Genomic DNA, 18078 nt, shown 5'->3' with positions numbered 1-18078 from the left:
ATGCGCGCCCACCGGCGCCCCGAGGGAGAACACCCGATGTCCATCGATCGCCTGATCCCGGGCAACCCAGGCCGACGACTGCTGCTCTCGGCGCTCGCTTGTTGCGCCCTGCTGGTACTGCCCTCCACGGGGTTGGCGACCGACGACAGCGACGCACTTGAGGGTCAGCTCGACTGGGGCCAGACCTACCGCATCACAGCACCGGTGGCCGGCAAGATCGAGACGATCGAGGTCCGCCCGGGCGAGCATGTCGACCAGGACGCCGCCCTGTTCCGCCTGGATACGCGGAGGGTCGAGGCGGACCTGCGTGCCGCGCAGGCCGCCATCGAGCGCCTGCAACTGGAACTGGACGAGGCCAATCGGGAGGTCGAAAAGGCGGAGGACCTGTACGACCAGACCCTGATCGCCTTGCGCGAGGTGGAACTGGCACGCATCCAGCAGGCCACCGTCGCCGCGCGTCTGGCCGAGGCCCGCGCCCAGCGCGACCGGGCGCGCGCCGATCGCGACGACGCCACAGTCCGCGCGCCAGCCAGCGGCCGCGTCACGCGTATTGATGTCTCCCCCGGCCAGTTCGTGAATCCCGCCCTGGCGCCGGCCGTGCTGGCGGTACTGGGGGCCGGGGACACCATGCGGGTCCGCGCCCTGGTGGCACCGGAGCGTATTCAGTCGCTCAGCGAGGGGCAGGAGGTCACGATTACGGTTGGCGAGCACGAGTTTTCGGGCACGATCGACCGGATCGGCTGGGAACTTGTAGGCAAAGACGAGGATCAGGGATACCGGATCGAGGCCGAATTCTCGCCGAGCGACGATGCCGTGCTGCGCCCCGGCCAGCCGGCCCGGATCGAACTTCGCACAAACTCCTGATGCCCAAGAGTCGATGATGCCGGACAAGGAACCCGACAACTCGAACGTGCGCGCCTGGCTGGTACTCACCACACTGGACGACCCCACCGAGGCCGAGACCCTGGCGGGTGAACTGGTCCAGCGCGGCCTGGCGGCCTGCGTGCACATCCTCCCGGCCGGACGCTCAATTTACGTGTGGAAAGGGAATATCGAGACCGATTCCGAAGTCACACTGCTGATCAAAACCTCCGTCGATGCCCGCGATGAGTTGCAGGCCCACCTGACGGAACATCACCCGTATGAGACCCCGGAGATTATCGCCGTGCCGATCACGCACGGGTCCCCGGATTACCTGAACTGGATAACGCAATGCACCTCCTGAATCTGCGCAACTGGCTGGCGACCTTCCTGGTCGCATTCCTGCTGACCCCGGCCCTGGCGAACGCCATCTTCGATGACGATCTGCTGGACCCGGATGATGCGTTCAGCCTGAGCGCGGAGGCCATTGACGCCGACACGATCCGCCTGACCTGGGAGATCGCGGACGGCTACTACATGTACCGCGAGCAGTTCGAGTTCGAACCCGAGAGCGAAGGGTTGGAGCTCGGCGAACCGAACATCCCCGACGGCGAGAAGAAGACCGACGAGTTCTTCGGCGAGGTCGAGACCTATCGCGACGAGATCAGCATCGAGCTTCCGATCCTCGCGGCCGAAAGCACCGAGATCGAACTGACCGCGCGCTCGCAGGGTTGCGCCGACCTCGGCGTGTGCTATCCGCCCCACTTCCAGACCGTATCGCTGGAGCTCCCGGGCCTGCCGGGCGAGAACGGTGAAGAGGCAACCGAAGACGAAGCCGTCGATGAGGAGCGCAGCGCCCTGGACGAGATGGGCGACCTCTCCGGCGACCTGGGTGCCGCCGACGACCTGCTCGAGCCGGAAGAGGCCTTCGCCGCCTCGCTCGAGGCCATCAGCCAGAATGCGGTCATCCTGCGTTTCGAAATCGCCGAGGACTACTACCTCTACCGCGACCAGCTCGACGTGCGCATCGCCGAGGGCGACGGGATCGAGCTGGGGCCGGTCAACCCGCCCGAGGGCGAACGTCACGAGGACGAGTTCTTCGGCGAGACCGAGATCTATCGCGACCAGGTCGAGATCCTGGTCCCGGTACTACGCGACGCGGATGACGTCTCCGAGATCACCCTGGCGATTGACTACCAGGGCTGCTGGGACGGGGGCGTGTGCTACCCGCCGCTGACCCAGGAGGTCTCGGTCAGCTTCGACTCCGACCTGGCCGCAGAGGCCGACGAAGACGCCCTGCCGGAGACCGGCGACGAAGCCCTGGACGAGATCGAGACCACCGATGCCGCCCCGGAAGAGGACGACGAGGCGGCCGCCCCCGTCACCCAGCAGGACCGCATCGCGGCCCAGCTGGCCGATGGTCAGATCTGGCTGGTAGCCCTGGCCTTCTTCGGCTTCGGGCTGCTGCTGACGTTCACCCCCTGCGTATTCCCGATGATCCCGATCCTGTCGAACATCATCATCGGGCAGAAGAACCTGACCACCCGCAAGGCATTCCTGATCTCGCTGGTGTTCGTGCTGGCGATGGCACTGACCTACACCATCGCCGGGGTATTCGCGGGCCTGGCCGGGGCCAACCTGCAGGCGGCCTTCCAGAACCCCTGGATCATCGGCACGTTCGTGGCGATCTTCATTGCGCTGGCGATGTCGATGTTCGGCTTCTACGAACTACAGATGCCGGCCGGCGTGCAGAGCAAGCTGTCGCAGATCAGCAACCGTCAGGAAGGCGGCACCTACATGGGCGCCGGGATCATGGGCTTCCTCTCGGCCCTGATCGTCGGCCCGTGCGTGACCGCGCCGTTGATTGGCGCCCTGCTCTACATCAGCCATACCGGTGACGCCGTCCTGGGTGGCATCGCCCTGTTCTCCCTGAGTATGGGCATGGGTGCCCCGCTGCTGGTGATCGGCACCTCGGCCGGCCGCCTGCTGCCGAAGGCCGGCCCGTGGATGGACACCATCAAGGCGGTATTCGGTGTGGGTCTGCTGGCGATCGGGATCTGGCTGCTCGAACGGGTGATCCCGGGCGAGCTGGCGATGTTCCTGTGGGCCATCCTGCTGATCGTGACGGCGGTGTACATGGGCGCGCTGCGCACCCTGCCGGAGGGAAGTTCGGGCTGGTACACGCTGTGGAAGGGCCTGGGTGTAGTCCTTCTGATCTACGGCATCCTGCTGATGCTGGGCGCGGCCACCGGCGGCAAGGACGTCTTCCGCCCGCTGGCCACACTCAACCAGCCGACGATGACGGCCAGTGGCGAACGCTCCGGCCCCACGGAGATGGAGTTCACCTACATCGACAGCCTCGATGACCTGGAACGCGAGCTGGAACAGGCCCAGAACAACAACCAGCCGGTGTTCCTGGACTTCTATGCCGACTGGTGCGTGGACTGTGTGCGCCTGGAAAGAACGACCTTCCAGGACCAGCGCGTGATCAGTGCGATGGCGGACGTGCACCTGCTCAAGGTGGATGTGACCGACAACACCTCCGAGCACCGCAGTCTGATGCGCGAGTTCAACCTGTTCGGGCCGCCCGCGATGATCTTCTGGGATTCCGACGGTAACGAATTGCGCAACTATCGCAACGTGGGTTACCTGAACGCCGACCGCTTCCTGGCCCATGTAGAAAATGCGCTCGGGGTGACGCCATGACGCATCGCTCGCACACAGTTGGCTGGATCGCCCTTGCCGCCGCCAGCGCCTTCTTGCTGGCCGGTTGCGAGGACCCCACGCCGGAAATGGATACCGCCGAGGCGAATGGGGGGGAAGCCGCGGAGGCCGCCACCGAAGAGGCCCAGGGCGACCGCCGCATCGACTTTACCCTTCCGGATCTGGACGGTAACGACCGCCAGTTGAGCGAATGGGATGGCGACCTGATCGTGCTGAACTTCTGGGCCACGTGGTGCCCGCCGTGCAAGAAGGAGATGCCGCTGTTCCAGGAGATCTGGGAAGAACATCGCGATGATGGCTTCACCATCGTCGCGGTCGCCGTGGATGAACTCAGCGCGACCCAGCACTTCGTCGACGACTTCGGGATCGAATTCCCGATCCTGATCGGCCAGGACGAGGCCGTGGAAGTCGGTCGCAAGTACGGAAATCGGATCGGCGCACTGCCCTACACGGTGCTGATTGACCGTGACGGCATCATCCGCGATACCCATCGCGGCGAAGTCGAGGAAGAAGACCTGCAGGCCTGGCTGGACGACTACCTCTAAGGAATCAGTGTTTCCCTATCGGCGTCAGCCGCTGCCGAGGGCATCGAATCCCGTTTGCTGGAGCTTGCGTTCTGCCAGGCGCACGGCCGCCACGAGCGCCTGCTCGGGGGGCTCGCCCGAGACCAGCGCATCAACCAGGCCGGCATTGAACATATCGCCGGCCCCCACGCTGTCGACGACACGCAAACCCGGTGTCGGCGCGCAGTACACATGCAGGTCATCCTGTGCGAGCCAGGCCCCCTCGGCCCCGGCCGTCACGGTCACGATACGCCCGGGGTAACGGCGGGCCAGTTCGGCCGCGGCCTCTTCTGGGCGTGCGGCAATCCCCTGCGCCCAATCGCGCGACAGCATCAGGACATCGGCCCACTCCAGACACGCCTCCAGCCCTGGGCGACGCTTTTCCAGCTCCAGGGAGATCGGCTGATCCGTTACGGCTTCGCGGACCCGGGGCAGAATCTCGCGCAAGGTCTCCGGCTGGCGCCCCTCGAAATGCAGCCAGTCGTACTCCTCCCACGCGATCCGCCGCAGATCGGCTGCACTCAGCTCGGGCAGGTCGCGGTGGTGCACGATGGTACGGCTGCCCGAATCGCGCGACCGCAGGATATGCGAGGTCGGGGTCGCGCCCGGGTGCCGCACACACGCGGCGGTATCGACGCCGCGCGCGACGAGACGTTCCCGCAGCCAGTCACCCGACCCATCCTCCGCGAACACGGCGGCCAGGGCCGCACGATGACCGAACTGCGCAAGGATGCGGGCAGTGTTGGTCGCGTTGCCCCCTGGCTGAGAGGAGCTGGCCAGGGCGCGAATTTCGTCGTCCTCGCGCGGATAGCGCTCGACGTCCAGAGTGTGATCCAGGGTTGCAATGCCCGTTGTCAGGATGCGCGCCATGCTGCTCTCGTCATTCGACCGGGCTGTATTGTGCGGGCCGCGAAGCCCGGCGTCATCCGCGACATCCCGACGACAGCCTGCGACAATGTGGCCTCACCCGATCACGACGAGCGGCATGGCAACCTTCCCCTCCCCGGAAACCGCCGAGGCGGCGTTCTACGAGGCCTTTCAAGCAGGCGACTCCGACGCCATGCGCACGATCTGGCTGGACAGTCCCGAATGCGTCTGTATTCACCCCGGGGGCGAGCGCCTGCTCGGGACCGACGTCATCCTCGAGAGCTGGGACGACATCCTGCCGAACATGCGAGGCGTCGTGATCCACCGCACCGAGCTGAACATCATCCCGGGGCAGGACTTGGTGATCCACACCCTGCGCGAAAACCTCTACGTCAGCGGCGAACGCCGCGGCGTGATGCTGGCCACGAATGGTTACCGCCTCGAGGGCGAGAGCTGGCGGATGTTCCTGCATCATGCCAGCCCCGATCCCGACCCGCCGCCGGCCTGGGATACAGGACGGGTGCACTGATGGGCGGGGCGAGCGACGAACGCCTGGCGGCCTACTACGAGGCCTTTCGTGCCGCGGACATTGAGCGGATGATGCGGTTATGGGCAGAACGCCCGGATATCGTCTGCGTGCACCCGGGCAGCCCACGCGCGCATCGCGGGGTTTCCGAGGTGATGGAGAGCTGGCTGCTGGTATTCGCACGCGAGCTGAATATCGGGATCGAGCCGCGCATCGTCGGGCGCCAGGAAACGACCGAAAGCCTGAGTCTCGTGATCGAGGAGGCAATTACCCGCCCCGGCGATGTCGCGGCCACCGGGACCATCCTGATCAGCCAGACCTGGCGCCGCAGCGGCGATAGCTGGCGACTCCAGTTTCACCATGCCTCGCACGGACGCCGCGCACCGCCCTCGCAGCAGGGGATGTTCGTGCCGGATGGGGGCGGCTCCACCCGGCACTGACGTGCAAGCGGTTCTGGCGCGAAAGACTCAGCCCTCTGAACGGGGCTGGCACAGATCCGGACGCTGGACCTTGAGGGCATCACAGACCCCGCGAACGGCATCGCGCACGCGTCGTCCCCGTCCCTCCAGTGTCATGCTCGCAATCTCCCGATAAAGCGGATCACGGCGCTCGAACAGCTCCTGCAGCTTGGCCCGTGGGTCTGCCACCTCGTTCAGCAGGGGGCGTTTGCGATTGCGGCGCGTGCGCCGGAACTGCTCGTCCACCGGGACGCGCAGGTAGATCACGAAGTGCTCGCGCAGGAGGTCACGGTTCTCCGGGCGCTCGACGATTCCGCCGCCTGTGGCGATTACCGCTCCATCGCGTTCCAGTAGCGATTGCAGCATCGCCGACTCGCGCTTGCGAAAACCCGCCTCGCCCTCGAACTCGAAGATCGTGGGTATATCCACGCCGGTACGCCGCTGGATCTCCTGATCGGTGTCGAAGAACGGGCGCCGCAGCAGCCCCGCCAGCCCGCGCCCGATTGTGCTCTTGCCGGCCCCCATGGGCCCTACCAGGACAATGTTCTGCATGGCGGCAAGGCTACTGGCCTCGCTGGACAAAGAAAAGCCGGGGACAGGCCCCGGCTTTTCCTGCCAATGCGCATTCAGTAGTCAGTCGAGAACGCGCGGCGTCACGAAGATGAGCAACTCCGCCTTGGTATTCTGGGTCGAACGATTGCGGAAGAGGTTGCCCAGGAACGGGATATCGCCGAAGAACGGCACCTTTTCGAGGTTGGTACGGCTGTCGATCTCGTAGACGCCACCGAGCACAACCGTCTCGCCGTTACCGACGAACACCTGGGTCTGGACTTCGCGCTTGTTGATCCCCGGCACACCCAGTACCTCGCGCTGACTGGGCTCGTCCTTGGTCACGTTGATATCGAGAATCACGTTACCGTTCGGCGTGATCTGCGGCGTCACCTCGGTGGACAGCACCGCCTCGATAAACTGGGTGGAGGTGGCACCAGAGGCGGTGGCCTCCTGATACGGGATCTCCTCACCCTGCTTGATGGACGCCGTCTGACCGTTGGCCGTGATCACACGCGGACTGGAGATGATCTCCCCGCGGCCTTCAACCTGCAGGGCCGACAGTTCGAGATCGAGCAGCACTCCGCTCCGCAGGATACTGATCCCGGCCTGTCCCGCATTGCCACTGGCGGGCAGCGAGCTGTTCAGGCGATCGCCAATCGCGATGCCCCCAACCCCCGCCGTCGTTGCATCACGGGCGGCATCAGCGCCCTCGATGGAACCCGCGCCGCCGACTCGAGTACGGCGATCCCCTCGCGTTCCGGAAATGCCGAAGCGTGCACCCAGTTCGCGATTGAAGGTGTCCTCCGCGATCACAATGCGGGTCTCGATCAGCACCTGTTGCACGGGCACGTCGAGCGTCTGCACCAGACGCCGCACATCCTCGATACGGTTCTGGGTGTCCTGCACCAACAGAGTGTTAGTGCGGCTGTCGATCGTGATGCTGCCGCGATCGGACAGGAACTGGCCGGTCTCGTCGCCGCGGATCAGCGAGGCGATCTGCTCGGCCTGGGCAAAGTTGATCTGCACGAACTCGGTGCGCAGTGGCTCGAGTTCCTGGCGGTCGCGCTGCGCCTCAAGCTCCAGGCGTTCGCGCGCCGCAATCTCTTCGCTCGGGGCGACGTAGAGCACGTTCCCGTCCATGCGCTTGTCCAGACCACGCGAGCGCAGAATGATATCCAGTGCCTGATCCCAGGGCACGTTGTTCAGGCGCAAGGTGATATTGCCACCCACGGTATCGCTGACCACGATATTGAGATCAGTAAAGTCAGCCAGCAGCTGCAGGACCGAGCGCACCTCGATGTCCTGGAAATTCAGCGACAGGCGCTCGCCCTCGAACTGCTCCTCCTCGCGGCGCCGCGCCTCGCGTTCCGCCTCGGTAATCGGCGCCACCTCCAGCACAAAGCGGCGATCGCTCTGGTAGGAGAGGACTTCGTATTCGCCATGCGCGCCCACTTCCATGCGCACACGCTCGCGCTCGGCCACGGTGTCGATGGTGCGAACCGGTGTGGCGAAATCGAGCACGTCCAATCGGCGCTCCAGGGATTCGTCCACACGAGCGCGCGGGAACGTCAGTTCAACCTTACCCGCCTGCTCGCGCACATTAACCTCGGCCCCCGAGCGCGACAGGTCGATCTCGACTCGGCCTTCGCCCTCGGAACCGCGACGAAAATCGATGCCGGTAATCTCGACCGGGCGCGCACTGCGCGTCGCCCGTTCGGAGGGCTCGCCGGCACGATCGACCACCTGCTGGACATCGCTGTCGGCCTCGGAAACCCCGCGACCCAGCGTCAGAATCAGGTTGTTGCCCTCGACCCGGGTCTGGTACTCGGAGGGCTGGGTCAGGTTCAGCACCACGCGCGTGCGATCACCGGATTCGACCGCCGTGGCGGTCAGCAGCGGGCCCACATTGAGGTCCGTCTCGCGGCTGCGCAGCGCATTGCCAGCGTCCGGCAGGTCCAGTGCGATCCGCGGCGGGGAGTCGATGGCAAAGGCCCGCACGTCTTCGGGCGGAGTCCCGGAAAAGCGCAGATTCACCTGCACCCGGTCACCGCTAATGCTGGCCGCCCGAATCTCTTCCAGTTCGGTCGCCGCCACCCCCTGCGAAACCATGAACAGCAAAGCCGCCATCACGGTGCCCGCCAGCGCGCGCATGGAAGAACCCATGTGTAATCCCCTGTAGTTGTTGCCGGTCTTGCGGCCCATTCGGTTCATCATTGTTCTGCTCCCCCAACCGCTAGTCGGCCAGCGCCACGGAGTTTTCGCGTTCCACGTGCCCGCCGAAGGCGTCCGGGACCACCTCGACCAGCTTCACCCGGGTGGCTGTGATCTCGACGATACGGCCGTGGTTTTCACCCATGTAATTGCCAACTGTCACGCGCTGAATACCCCGATCGGGGGTACGGACCAGGGCATAACGCACCTCGTCCTGCTCCAGCGACCCCACCATGCGCAAGGAATCCAGCGGGAAGCTCTCGAGGAATTCGCGGGGGCGATCCGGGTCGACCTCGGCGTCGCCGGGCTCGCCCTGGGCTGCCGCCAGCTCGGGCTGCGCAATTACGGAGGAATCGAACGGGGAGCGGGTGTGCCCCGGATACAAGTAGGGCTCGTGCGGCTCCAGCGTCGGGATCGGGTCGATACCGCTGCCCGGACGCTCATTGATCTCCGCAATGTAGCGCTCCAGGTCGCTCTTGTCGGGGGCGCAACCCGACAACCCGAATGTGGCCACCAGGCCCAGCGCAAGGGCCGCCCCCAGGGATCGCTGTGCAGGGTTCCGCATCAGTGGTCCTCCAGGTAGCGGTAGGTGCGCGCAGTGGCGTCCATCAGCAGATCGTTATCGGAATTGCCCCGACGAATGTGCATGTCGTGCATGGTGACGACGCGCGGGAGCGCCGAGGTCCCGCTGACGAATTCGGCCAGATCCTCGTAGTCACCGCGCACCCGCAGCCGAATCGGCACCTCGGCATAGAAATCCCGTCGGTTTTCGCCGCGCGGCTCGAACAGCTCGATCTCGAGCCCGGCCTGCAAGCCGGTCTGCGAGATATCCACCAGCAGGCTGGGGATCTCGGCGCTGCTCGGCAAGAGCTCCAGCAACGAGGCAAACATCCGCTCCATCTCTTCGAGCTGTTCCTCGTAGGCCCCGAGATTCGCGGCCCGCTGCTGCTTGTCCTCGAATTCGGCGCGCAGTTGCTCCTCGCGATTCTCGGCGCGTTCCAGATCGGTGCGCTGATCACCGATGAAGAAGTAATAGGACAGCCCCAGGATGGCCAGAACGATGACGATCAGGATCAGCGCCTTTACCGCCCAGGACGCCTCACCAATGTTGTTGAAGTCGATCTCGTTGAGTTCCTTGATATTCATCAGGAATCCTCCTCGACATCCGAAGGCCGCGCCTGATTGGCGTCGAGGCGGAAGTCACGTACCTGCAGGCTGCCGTCTTCACGTGTCTCGATGATCTGCAGGTTGGAATCGGCCAGCCAGGGCGAGGCGTCGATGCGGCGCATCAGCGTCGAGATCCGGGTGTTGGATTCGGCCCGCCCCGTCAGACGAATGCGTTCGCCCTCCTGGCGCACCTCGTTGAGATAGGTGCCGTCCGGCAACGTCTCCACCAGCTGATCGAACAGATGTACGGCCTCTGGGCGGCGCGCCTGCAAGGTCTGAATCACTTCCATGCGCGCGATCAAGGCCTGGCGCTGCTCGTCCAGATCGCGGATGCGAGCAATCTTTCGATCCAGCTCGCGGATCTCGCTCTCGAGCATCTGGTTACGAGACTGCTGGTGGTCGATCAGCGCACTCATAAAGGTGTGCGCGCCGAACGCCAGCAACACGCCGACCACGAGCGCGCCGCCCACGGCACCGAAGAATTGCTTGCGCCGCTGCTCGCGGGCCTTCTCGCGCCAGGGGAGGAGATTGATGTAGATCATCCGGCGTACCCCCTGATGGCCAGGCCACAGGCCGTAAGCAGCGCGGGGGCATCATTGGCGAAGCGCTGCTGATTCACACGACGGGAAAGCGCCATGCCACGGAACGGGTTGGCGACAGATACCGGGGTCCCGGAACTTTCCTCGAGCATCTCGTCGACACCCGCGATCGCGGCACAGCCGCCACCCAGCAGGATGTGGTCGATCGAGTCCTGCGGGCGGGTCACGTAGAAGTACTGCAGCAGACGCTGGATCTGATCCATCATCGTCTGCTTGAACGGCTCGAGGATATTGCTGACGTAGTCGGCCGGAAGATCACCGCTCATCTTGGCGGAGCCGGCCTCCTGATAGTTCATGCTGTAGCGGCGCATGATCTCCTCGGTCAGCATGCGGCCGCCGAAATTCTGCTCGCGGGTATAGATCACGCCCTCGGTCTGGCTGACGACATACACCGCCGTTACCGATGAGCCGACGTCGACAATCGCGACGATGGGCTTGTTCTCGCGATCGGGGATCTGCTCGACCAGTCGTTCAGAGGCGTGCTCGATCGCGTAGGCCTCGACATCCACCAGCTCGGGGGTGAGCTTGGCGGATTCGGCGATCGCCACACGCGATTCGACGTTCTCGCGCCGCGAGGCGACGACCAGGACGTCGACCAGCTGGGGATTCTTTTCGTTCTTGCCGAGGACCTGGAAGTCGAGATTGACCTCTTCCAGGGTGTAGGGGATGTACTGATCGGCCTCGACGAACACCTGGCCCTCGAGCTCAGTGTCGCTGAGCGTGGCCGACATCTGGATGGTCTTGGTGATGACCGCCGAGGACGGCACGGCCATGGCGCAGTGCTTGAGCTTTGTGCCGGAGCGCTTCACCGCGCGGGCGAGTGCGTTCCCCACCGCCTCGGTGTCCTGGCAGACCTTGTCCACCATCACACCATCCGGCAGCGGCTCCACCGCAAAGGCCTCGACACGGTAGCCCTTACCTTGCCGGGCCAGCTCCAGCACCTTCACGGCGGCGGAGCTGACATCCACGCCCAGCAGTCCCTGCTTGCTCTTTCCGAGACTCAGCACACATCCCCCTGTATACCCCAATGAAAGTAACTGGTAGCGTTACAATCAAGTATGCTAGCTCGTTCACAATATACACTCCAAAATCCGGGTTGCAAGTTGCTTTGAAAGCTGATTCTTAACTTGGCCCCACTTTTTCTACAGTCATGAAGCCGATTCTCAAGATTTTTGCGGCGTTGCTGGCCCTGATCCTTGCGGCCGGAATCGGCGTATCCGCAGCCATTGCAGCCCTGTACGTGCACTACGCCCCGACCCTCCCCGAAGCGGAGGCGGTGCGCGACGTGCGCCTGCAAACCCCATTGCAAGTCCGCACCGCGGACGGCCTGCTGATGGGCGAATTCGCGGAAGAACGCCGCATTCCCCTGCCCATCGAGGACATCCCCGAGCGCGTCCGCCAGGCGTTCATCGCGGCCGAGGACGAGCGCTTCTACGATCACCCCGGGGTCGACATCGTTGGCCTGGCACGAGCGGCGATCAACGAGATCTCCACTCGCGGCGAACGCAGCCAGGGGGGCTCCACCATTACCATGCAGCTGGCGCGCAATGTCTTTCTGACCCGCGACCGCACCTACGAGCGCAAGCTGCGGGAGATCTTCCTGGCCATTCGCATGGAACAGGAGATGAGCAAGGACGAGATCCTTGAGCTGTACCTGAACAAGATCTACCTGGGCCAGCGCGCCTACGGGATCGAGGCAGCCGCTCGGGTCTACTACGGCCGCTCGATCGATGAGCTGGAACTGGACGAGATCGCCGTCCTCGCGGCCCTTCCGAAGGCGCCGTCCACAACCAACCCCGTTGCCAGTGCCCAGCGCGCGGAGATCCGCCGCAATTACGTGCTGCGGCGCATGCTGGATACCGGCGCGATCAGCGAATCGGAATACGAGGAGGCGGTGGCCCGCCCGGTATCGTCCGAGCGGCACGTGGCCGCGACCGAGGTCGATGCCCACTGGGTGGCGGAGGCGGCCCGCCAGATCGTCTTTAACCTCTGGGGCGAGGACGCCTACCGGCGCGGCCTGCAGGTCCATACATCGATTGACTCCCGTTACCAGGAAGCCGCCAACCAGGCCCTGCGCGAGGGCCTGCTGGAATACGACGAACGCCACGGTTATCGCGGGCCCGAAGATCAGCTGAGCGACGAGACCATGGCCGACGCCGAGGCACGCCAGCGCGCCCTCAAGACACAGGGCGTACACGGGCGCCTGCTGTTTCCCGTGGTCGTCGTGGAACGCGACGGAGACGGCACGCTGCACGTCGACGGCGGCCAGATCGGCGAACTCACCATCGAACCCCGCGATCAGGAATGGGCACGCAACCCCGAGTTCGAGCCGGGCGACGTGATCCGCGTCAGGCCCCACACCGACGGACGCTGGCGCCTGGCACAGAAGCCCGAAGTCACTGGCGCGGTAATCGCCCAGTCGCCGGCCGACGGGGCCATCGTTGCGCTCGCGGGAGGCTTCGATTTCTTCGAGAATCGCTACGATCGCAGCACCCAGGCGCAACGACAGCCCGGCTCTGCGTTCAAGCCGCTGGTGTACGCGCTGGCGCTGCAGGATGGCTACCGCCCGGACGGCATGCTGGTCGACGCCCCGATGGTCTTTGACGACCCCGCGCTGGGTGCGGAGTGGCGCCCGCAGAACTACTCGCGGCAGTTTCAGGGCGAGATGAGCATGCGCGACGCCCTGGCTCAGTCGCGCAATCTGGCGTCGATCCGCCTGCTCAACAGCCTGGGTCCGCAACGCGTGCACGAACAGCTGCCGCGGTTCGGTCTGGATCCGGACAAGCACCCGAGCAACCTGTCGATGGTGCTCGGCACTGGCGGGGTCACGCCCTTGCAGCTGAACAATGCCTACAGCGTTTTTGCCTCCGGCGGGAAACTGTACAGCCCGTGGATCATCACGCGCATCGAGACGGACGACGGCGAGGTCCTCTACACAGCCCCGACCGAACGCGCCTGCCCCGAACCGTGCGAGAACCCGGCCGGCCAGGACCTGTACCTGAACGCCAGCGGGGGTCCGCTGCAGTATACCGACCCGGCACAGGTGCTGGACCCGGGTGCCGCCTGGCAGATGAGCAACATGCTGGGGCACGTAATCACCGCCGGAACCGGGCGTCAGGCGCAGCAGCTGGGACGCTCGGATCTCGCCGGCAAGACCGGCACGACCAACAGCTATCGCGATGCCTGGTTCTCGGGGTTCAACGCCGACATCGTCGCGACCGCCTGGGTCGGGTTCGACGACAACCGCGAACTGGGCCGGCGCGAGAGTGGTGGGCGCACGGCGCTCCCGCTCTGGATTCGATTCATGGACTCAGTGCTGACCGACACACCGGAGCGCCCCGTGGAACGTCCCGATGACCTGCAGCGCGTGGCAATCCTGCCAGACGGCCGCCGCGCACCAAGCGAGGAGACCCCGGGGGCGAATATCCAGTGGCTGATCCCGCAGCAGGTACCGGAACGCGGCCAGGCCCCGGCGGGCCCCCGCGGGGAGAATGGTCAGGGCCCGGCCGAGTCGGTGTTCTGATGAGCCCCTCGCGTATTCGCCAGGAGCTGGCACAGGAGGCCGCGCGGATCCTGCTCGACGATGGCATCCGCGACTTCGCGCTGGCCAAGCGCAAGGCTGCCGAGCATCTGGGTGTGGAACCGCGCCACGAGATGCCGCGCAATATCGAGATTCAGGAGGCTGCGATCGAACGCAGCCGCCTGTTCGCAACGGACGACAGCCGCCAGGCCTACCGCGAACGCCTCGAGGCCGCCCGGATCGTCATGGAGCGGCTTTCGGCACTGGAACCCCGCCTGGTCGGCCCGCTGCTGGACGGCATCGTCGAACGCCAGCCGCTGGTCAATCTGCATGCATTTGCCGAGACGGTGGAGGAGGTCATCCTCGACCTGGGCGAGCGCGGAATCCGCTGCCAGACGGGCGAACGCCGCTATCGCAGCCGGCAGGGGCGTGAGCAGCGGGTACCGTTTCTGAGTTTTCGCGGGCCGAATGACACGGACATTGAACTGACCGTATTCCCGCTGGATGGGCTGCGCCAGGCGCCGCCGTCGCCGGTAGACGGCAAGCCCATGGCCCGCGCAGGGCGCGCGGACGTGGACAGGCTGCTGGCCGCCGCGAACGCCGACGCACCAGCGGCGGCCGACGCGTCCTGACGCCAGGAAGGCGCCGCTGCCTTAGTCGCGGCGGTAGGAGGTGACGGTCTCAACCAGGGTTGCCACCCGTTCCGGGTCGATCCCCGGATGAATCCCGTGCCCCAGGTTGAAGACATGACCGGTGTCCCGGTCGAAGCCGTCCAGCACCCGCAGGGCCTCCTCGCGCACCACCGCATCCGGCGCGTACAGCACCGACGGATCCAGGTTGCCCTGCAGCGCCACGCGATCGCCCACACGACGGCTGGCCTCGGCAATCTCGATCGTCCAGTCCAGCCCCAGCGCATCGGCACCGGTCTCGGCCTGCGCCTCGAGCCAGGCATCGCCACCCTTGGTGAACAGGGTAACCGGCACGCGACGGCCGTCGTGGTCCCGAATCAGGCCATCCACGATGCGTTGCATGTAGGCCAGCGAGAATTCGCGATAGCCGCGCGGCGTAAGCGAACCGCCCCAGGTATCGAAGACCATCACGGCCTGCGCACCGGCGCGAATCTGCGCGTTCAGGTATTCGGTAACCGCGGTGGCGACCTTCTGCAGCAAGGCGTGCATCGCCTGCGGTTCGCCGTACATCAGCCGCTTGGTCTCGGCGAAGTCGCGCGAGCCCTGACCCTCGACCATATAGGTGGCCAGCGTCCACGGGCTGCCGGCAAAGCCGATCAGCGGCACTTCGCCATTCAGCTCGCGGCGGATCAGGCGCACTGCATCCATCACATAGCGCAGCTCCTGCTCGGGATCCGGCACCGGCAGGTTCTCGATCGCCTCGAGCGAACGGATCGGGTCGCGGAAACGAGGGCCCTCGCCGGTCTCGAAATAGAGTCCCAGGCCCATCGCATCCGGGATAGTCAGGATGTCCGAGAACAGGATCGCCGCGTCCAGCGGGAACCGGCGCAGCGGCTGCATCGTGACTTCGCAGGCCAGCTCCGGGTTCTGACACAGATTCATGAAGCTGCCGGCCTGGGCGCGGGTCTCGCGGTACTCCGGCAGGTAGCGCCCGGCCTGGCGCATGATCCAGATCGGCGGGCGATCCACGGGCTCGCGCAGCAACGCACGCAGCAGACGGTCATTCTTCAGGGTCTGGGACATCGAAAAACTCAAACGCCGAGGTATTCAAGGATGCCTTCGGCGGCCTCGCGGCCCTCGAAGACGGCGGTCACAACCAGGTCCGAGCCACGCACCATGTCGCCGCCAGCAAAGACCTTCGGGTTGCCGGTCTGGAAGGCGTGCTCACCGACGGCCTGTACACGCCCGCCCTCGTCCACGCCGATTTTGTATTCGGCGAACCAGTCCGCCGGGGACGGACGGAAACCAAAGGCGATCAGCACGCGGTCGGCCGGGATCACATGCTCGGAGCCCGGCACCGGCTCCGGACGGCGGCGGCCGCGCTCGTCCGGCGCACCCATCTGGGTGCGCACCACCTTCACGCCCTCGACCTTGCCGTCGCCGACGATCTCGACCGGCTGCACGTTGAACTCGAACTGCACGCCCTCTTCGCGGGCATGCACCACTTCCTTGCGCGAGCCGGGCATGTTCTCTTCGTCGCGGCGATAGGCGCAGGTCACCGAGGCCGCGCCCTGGCGGATCGAGGTGCGGTTGCAGTCCATCGCGGTGTCGCCACCGCCAAGGACCACCACACGCTGGCCGGCCACGTCGATGAAGCCGTCTTCATCGTGCTCCCAGCCCATCACCTGGCGGATATTGGAGATCAGGAACGGCAGCGCCGGGTACACCCCCGGCAGGTCCTCGCCGGGGAAGCCGCCCTGCATCGCGGTGTACGTGCCCATGCCGAGGAACACGGCGTCGTATTCCTCCAGCAGGGTGTCCATCTGGATGTCGCGGCCGATCTCGGTATTCAGGCGGAACTCCACGCCCATGCCCTCGAGGATCTCGCGGCGGGTGCGGATCACCTGCTTTTCGAGCTTGAACGGCGGGATACCGAAGGTCAGCAGGCCACCGATCTCCGGGTAGCGGTCATAGACCACTGCCTGCACGCCGTTGCGCGCCAGGATATCGGCGCAGCCAAGGCCGGCCGGCCCGGCGCCAATCACGGCCACGCGCTTGTCGGTCGGGGTGACATCGGACAGGTCCGGGCGCCAGCCGGCCTTCAGGGCCTCGTCGGTGATGTACTTCTCCACCGAGCCGATGGTGACCGCGCCAAAACCGTCGTTCAGCGTGCAGGCGCCCTCGCACAGGCGGTCCTGCGGGCAGACGCGGCCGCAGACCTCGGGCAGGGAATTAGTCTTGTGCGAGAGCTCGGCGGCGGCGAACAGGTTGCCCTCTTCCACCAGCTTCAGCCAGTTCGGGATGAAGTTGTGAACCGGGCACTTCCATTCGCAATACGGATTGCCACAGGCCAGGCAGCGGCCCGCCTGCTGCCCCGCGGTCGCCGGGTCGAACTGACCAATGATCTCGCCGAACTCGTGGATACGAATCTCGGCAGGGGTCTTCTGAGGGTCCTGGCGCGGCAGGTCCAGGAACTGCATCGGATTGGAAGCCATGGATCACTCGCTCCGACGGGAACCGGCGGCATGACGCCACGGGGTTCAACCGTTCATGCGTTCAGGAAAGGAACGTTTCGCTCAACCGAGCGTAACGGTCAAGAAATCCCCAGCGCGGTACGGACCTTCTGACTGACGACGCCCATGTCCGCGCGGCCGAAGACCCGGGGCTTGAGCACGCCCATCACCTTGCCCATATCGCTGGGACCGGCCGCGCCGGTCTCGGCGATCGCCTCGCCGATCATCTGCTCCAGCTCGGCGTCGCCCAGCGGCTCGGGCATGTAGGCCTCGATCACCGTGATCTCGGCGGCCTCGCGCTCGGCCAGGTCCTCGCGACCGCCCTTGCGGTACTGGTCGATGGAGTCGCGGCGCTGCTTGAGCATCCGGTTCAGGATGGCCAGCACCGCGTCGTCGTCGGCCTCGCGCCGCTCGTCGACCTCGAACTGCGAGACCTCGGCCTGGATCAGGCGCAACGCCCCAAGGCGTTCCTTCTCCCGGGCCCGCATGGCCTGCTTCACGTCATCCTGCAAACGGGCCTTGAGCGACATTGAAGGGTCCTCGATCCGGGCCTGAGGCCCGAGAGACGATTCTTAGTACAGACGCACCCGACGGGTCATATCGCGGGAATTCTTCTTCAGCTGGCGTTTCACCGCTGCGGCGGCCTTGCGCTTGCGCTCGGTGGTCGGCTTTTCGTAGTACTCGCGGCGGCGGACTTCCGCGACCACGCCGGCCTTCTCACAGGTGCGCTTGAAACGGCGCAGGGCAACCTCGAAGGGCTCATTCTCGCGAACTCGTACGTGCGGCATACAATCTCCGGATGCGAATGCTGATTCGTCTACCAAAACAAAAACGCCACCCGAAACACTCCGGGCAGCCATGCAGAACTCCCTATGGTAATCCAACCGG

Annotated in this window: 19 protein-coding genes; 8 read left to right on the top strand and 11 right to left on the bottom strand. The window is 65.4% G+C overall.

The annotated features are described in order from the left end of the window. Genes F468_RS0102310 through F468_RS0102295 form a run of 4 tightly spaced genes read left to right on the top strand, consistent with a single transcriptional unit; the run spans nt 1 to nt 4130 of the window. Nucleotides 1–864 (top strand): efflux RND transporter periplasmic adaptor subunit, encoded by an 864-nt coding sequence (locus tag F468_RS0102310; RefSeq protein ID WP_018994558.1) that lies wholly within the window; start codon nt 1–3, stop codon nt 862–864. 13 nt (nt 865–877) lie between these two features. Continuing rightward, on the top strand, nt 878–1225 hold the full coding sequence (gene cutA / locus F468_RS0102305; RefSeq protein ID WP_018139053.1) for a divalent-cation tolerance protein CutA: 348 nt from the start codon (nt 878–880) through the stop codon (nt 1223–1225). Further along, a complete protein-coding gene (gene dsbD, locus F468_RS0102300; RefSeq protein WP_018994557.1) occupies nt 1213–3567 on the top strand; it encodes a protein-disulfide reductase DsbD in 2355 nt (784 codons plus the stop codon). Before cutA ends, dsbD begins: the two co-directional genes overlap by 13 nt. Continuing rightward, on the top strand, nt 3564–4130 hold the full coding sequence (locus F468_RS0102295; RefSeq protein WP_018993467.1) for a TlpA disulfide reductase family protein: 567 nt from the start codon (nt 3564–3566) through the stop codon (nt 4128–4130). Before dsbD ends, F468_RS0102295 begins: the two co-directional genes overlap by 4 nt. 24 nt (nt 4131–4154) lie before the next feature. Here F468_RS0102295 and F468_RS0102290 read toward each other — a convergent pair whose 3' ends face one another. Then, a complete protein-coding gene (locus F468_RS0102290; RefSeq protein ID WP_018994556.1) occupies nt 4155–5018 on the bottom strand; it encodes a PfkB family carbohydrate kinase in 864 nt (287 codons plus the stop codon). Between the two features lie 115 nt (nt 5019–5133). Here F468_RS0102290 and F468_RS0102285 point away from each other — a divergent pair, with 115 nt between their 5' ends. Both F468_RS0102285 and F468_RS0102280 read left to right on the top strand, forming a co-directional pair. After that, nucleotides 5134–5544, top strand: a complete 411-nt coding sequence (locus tag F468_RS0102285) for a nuclear transport factor 2 family protein (RefSeq protein WP_018139049.1) — start codon at nt 5134–5136, stop codon at nt 5542–5544. Next, nucleotides 5544–5981: a nuclear transport factor 2 family protein gene (locus tag F468_RS0102280; RefSeq protein ID WP_018139048.1), complete on the top strand. Its 438-nt coding sequence runs from the start codon at nt 5544–5546 to the stop codon at nt 5979–5981. Before F468_RS0102285 ends, F468_RS0102280 begins: the two co-directional genes overlap by 1 nt. 27 nt (nt 5982–6008) lie before the next feature. On the opposite strand, the gene F468_RS0102275 is transcribed toward F468_RS0102280, so the two are convergent. From F468_RS0102275 to F468_RS0102250, 6 genes are all read right to left on the bottom strand, one after another. Further along, nucleotides 6009–6551 (bottom strand): shikimate kinase, encoded by a 543-nt coding sequence (locus F468_RS0102275; protein ID WP_018175257.1) that lies wholly within the window; start codon nt 6549–6551, stop codon nt 6009–6011. 81 nt (nt 6552–6632) lie between these two features. Beyond that, on the bottom strand, nt 6633–8753 hold the full coding sequence (gene pilQ, locus F468_RS0102270; protein ID WP_196799361.1) for a type IV pilus secretin PilQ: 2121 nt from the start codon (nt 8751–8753) through the stop codon (nt 6633–6635). 31 nt (nt 8754–8784) lie between these two features. Further along, the gene (locus F468_RS0102265) at nt 8785–9327 is read right to left on the bottom strand and encodes a pilus assembly protein PilP (protein ID WP_018139045.1); all 543 of its coding nucleotides are present in this window, start codon (nt 9325–9327) and stop codon (nt 8785–8787) included. Next, nucleotides 9327–9908 carry a type 4a pilus biogenesis protein PilO gene (locus F468_RS0102260; RefSeq protein ID WP_018139044.1) on the bottom strand — a complete coding sequence of 194 codons (582 nt, stop codon included), beginning with the start codon at nt 9906–9908 and terminating at the stop codon, nt 9327–9329. The genes F468_RS0102265 and F468_RS0102260 overlap by 1 nt, the downstream gene beginning before the upstream one ends. After that, nucleotides 9908–10471 carry a PilN domain-containing protein gene (locus tag F468_RS0102255; protein WP_018139043.1) on the bottom strand — a complete coding sequence of 188 codons (564 nt, stop codon included), beginning with the start codon at nt 10469–10471 and terminating at the stop codon, nt 9908–9910. The genes F468_RS0102260 and F468_RS0102255 overlap by 1 nt, the downstream gene beginning before the upstream one ends. Further along, the gene (locus F468_RS0102250; RefSeq protein ID WP_018139042.1) at nt 10468–11535 is read right to left on the bottom strand and encodes a pilus assembly protein PilM; all 1068 of its coding nucleotides are present in this window, start codon (nt 11533–11535) and stop codon (nt 10468–10470) included. Before F468_RS0102250 ends, F468_RS0102255 begins: the two co-directional genes overlap by 4 nt. 143 nt (nt 11536–11678) lie before the next feature. Here F468_RS0102250 and F468_RS0102245 point away from each other — a divergent pair, with 143 nt between their 5' ends. Together F468_RS0102245 and F468_RS0102240 are read left to right on the top strand one after the other, a co-directional pair. Next, the gene (locus F468_RS0102245) at nt 11679–14051 is read left to right on the top strand and encodes a penicillin-binding protein 1A (protein ID WP_018139041.1); all 2373 of its coding nucleotides are present in this window, start codon (nt 11679–11681) and stop codon (nt 14049–14051) included. After that, the gene (locus F468_RS0102240; RefSeq protein ID WP_012981687.1) at nt 14051–14680 is read left to right on the top strand and encodes a hypothetical protein; all 630 of its coding nucleotides are present in this window, start codon (nt 14051–14053) and stop codon (nt 14678–14680) included. The genes F468_RS0102245 and F468_RS0102240 overlap by 1 nt, the downstream gene beginning before the upstream one ends. 21 nt (nt 14681–14701) lie before the next feature. Here F468_RS0102240 and hemE read toward each other — a convergent pair whose 3' ends face one another. The 4 genes from hemE to rpsU all read right to left on the bottom strand — a co-directional run bounded on the left by hemE (nt 14702) and on the right by rpsU (nt 17978). Further along, nucleotides 14702–15760 carry a uroporphyrinogen decarboxylase gene (gene hemE, locus F468_RS0102235; RefSeq protein WP_012981686.1) on the bottom strand — a complete coding sequence of 353 codons (1059 nt, stop codon included), beginning with the start codon at nt 15758–15760 and terminating at the stop codon, nt 14702–14704. Between the two features lie 8 nt (nt 15761–15768). Then, nucleotides 15769–17172: an FAD-dependent oxidoreductase gene (locus F468_RS0102230; protein WP_018139039.1), complete on the bottom strand. Its 1404-nt coding sequence runs from the start codon at nt 17170–17172 to the stop codon at nt 15769–15771. Between the two features lie 98 nt (nt 17173–17270). Then, entirely contained in the window at nt 17271–17720 is a 450-nt protein-coding gene (locus F468_RS0102225; RefSeq protein ID WP_018139038.1) for a GatB/YqeY domain-containing protein, read from the bottom strand. 42 nt (nt 17721–17762) lie between these two features. Beyond that, a complete protein-coding gene (gene rpsU / locus F468_RS0102220) occupies nt 17763–17978 on the bottom strand; it encodes a 30S ribosomal protein S21 (protein ID WP_012981683.1) in 216 nt (71 codons plus the stop codon). Nucleotides 17979–18078 lie beyond the last annotated feature (100 nt).

The organism is Thioalkalivibrio sp. ALJ2 (genome assembly GCF_000378325.1).
In the GTDB taxonomy this organism is placed as follows: Bacteria; Pseudomonadota; Gammaproteobacteria; order Ectothiorhodospirales; family Ectothiorhodospiraceae; genus Thioalkalivibrio.
This window is presented reverse-complemented; position numbering and strand designations above follow the sequence as displayed.

Bases quoted from the DNA above. Each gene is read 5' to 3' on its own strand.
- hemE (WP_012981686.1), bottom strand. From the start codon at position 15,760: ATGTCCCAGACCCTGAAGAATGACCGTCTGCTGCGTGCGTTGCTGCGC.
- F468_RS0102275 (WP_018175257.1), bottom strand. From the start codon at position 6,551: ATGCAGAACATTGTCCTGGTAGGGCCCATGGGGGCCGGCAAGAGCACA.
- F468_RS0102290 (WP_018994556.1), bottom strand. From the start codon at position 5,018: ATGGCGCGCATCCTGACAACGGGCATTGCAACCCTGGATCACACTCTG.
- F468_RS0102225 (WP_018139038.1), bottom strand. From the start codon at position 17,720: ATGTCGCTCAAGGCCCGTTTGCAGGATGACGTGAAGCAGGCCATGCGG.
- F468_RS0102260 (WP_018139044.1), bottom strand. From the start codon at position 9,908: ATGAATATCAAGGAACTCAACGAGATCGACTTCAACAACATTGGTGAG.
- pilQ (WP_196799361.1), bottom strand. From the start codon at position 8,753: ATGGGCCGCAAGACCGGCAACAACTACAGGGGATTACACATGGGTTCT.
- F468_RS0102240 (WP_012981687.1), top strand. From the start codon at position 14,051: ATGAGCCCCTCGCGTATTCGCCAGGAGCTGGCACAGGAGGCCGCGCGG.
- F468_RS0102285 (WP_018139049.1), top strand. From the start codon at position 5,134: ATGGCAACCTTCCCCTCCCCGGAAACCGCCGAGGCGGCGTTCTACGAG.
- F468_RS0102295 (WP_018993467.1), top strand. From the start codon at position 3,564: ATGACGCATCGCTCGCACACAGTTGGCTGGATCGCCCTTGCCGCCGCC.
- F468_RS0102255 (WP_018139043.1), bottom strand. From the start codon at position 10,471: ATGATCTACATCAATCTCCTCCCCTGGCGCGAGAAGGCCCGCGAGCAG.
- cutA (WP_018139053.1), top strand. From the start codon at position 878: ATGATGCCGGACAAGGAACCCGACAACTCGAACGTGCGCGCCTGGCTG.
- dsbD (WP_018994557.1), top strand. From the start codon at position 1,213: ATGCACCTCCTGAATCTGCGCAACTGGCTGGCGACCTTCCTGGTCGCA.
- F468_RS0102230 (WP_018139039.1), bottom strand. From the start codon at position 17,172: ATGGCTTCCAATCCGATGCAGTTCCTGGACCTGCCGCGCCAGGACCCT.
- F468_RS0102245 (WP_018139041.1), top strand. From the start codon at position 11,679: ATGAAGCCGATTCTCAAGATTTTTGCGGCGTTGCTGGCCCTGATCCTT.
- F468_RS0102310 (WP_018994558.1), top strand. From the start codon at position 1: ATGCGCGCCCACCGGCGCCCCGAGGGAGAACACCCGATGTCCATCGAT.
- rpsU (WP_012981683.1), bottom strand. From the start codon at position 17,978: ATGCCGCACGTACGAGTTCGCGAGAATGAGCCCTTCGAGGTTGCCCTG.
- F468_RS0102280 (WP_018139048.1), top strand. From the start codon at position 5,544: ATGGGCGGGGCGAGCGACGAACGCCTGGCGGCCTACTACGAGGCCTTT.
- F468_RS0102265 (WP_018139045.1), bottom strand. From the start codon at position 9,327: ATGCGGAACCCTGCACAGCGATCCCTGGGGGCGGCCCTTGCGCTGGGC.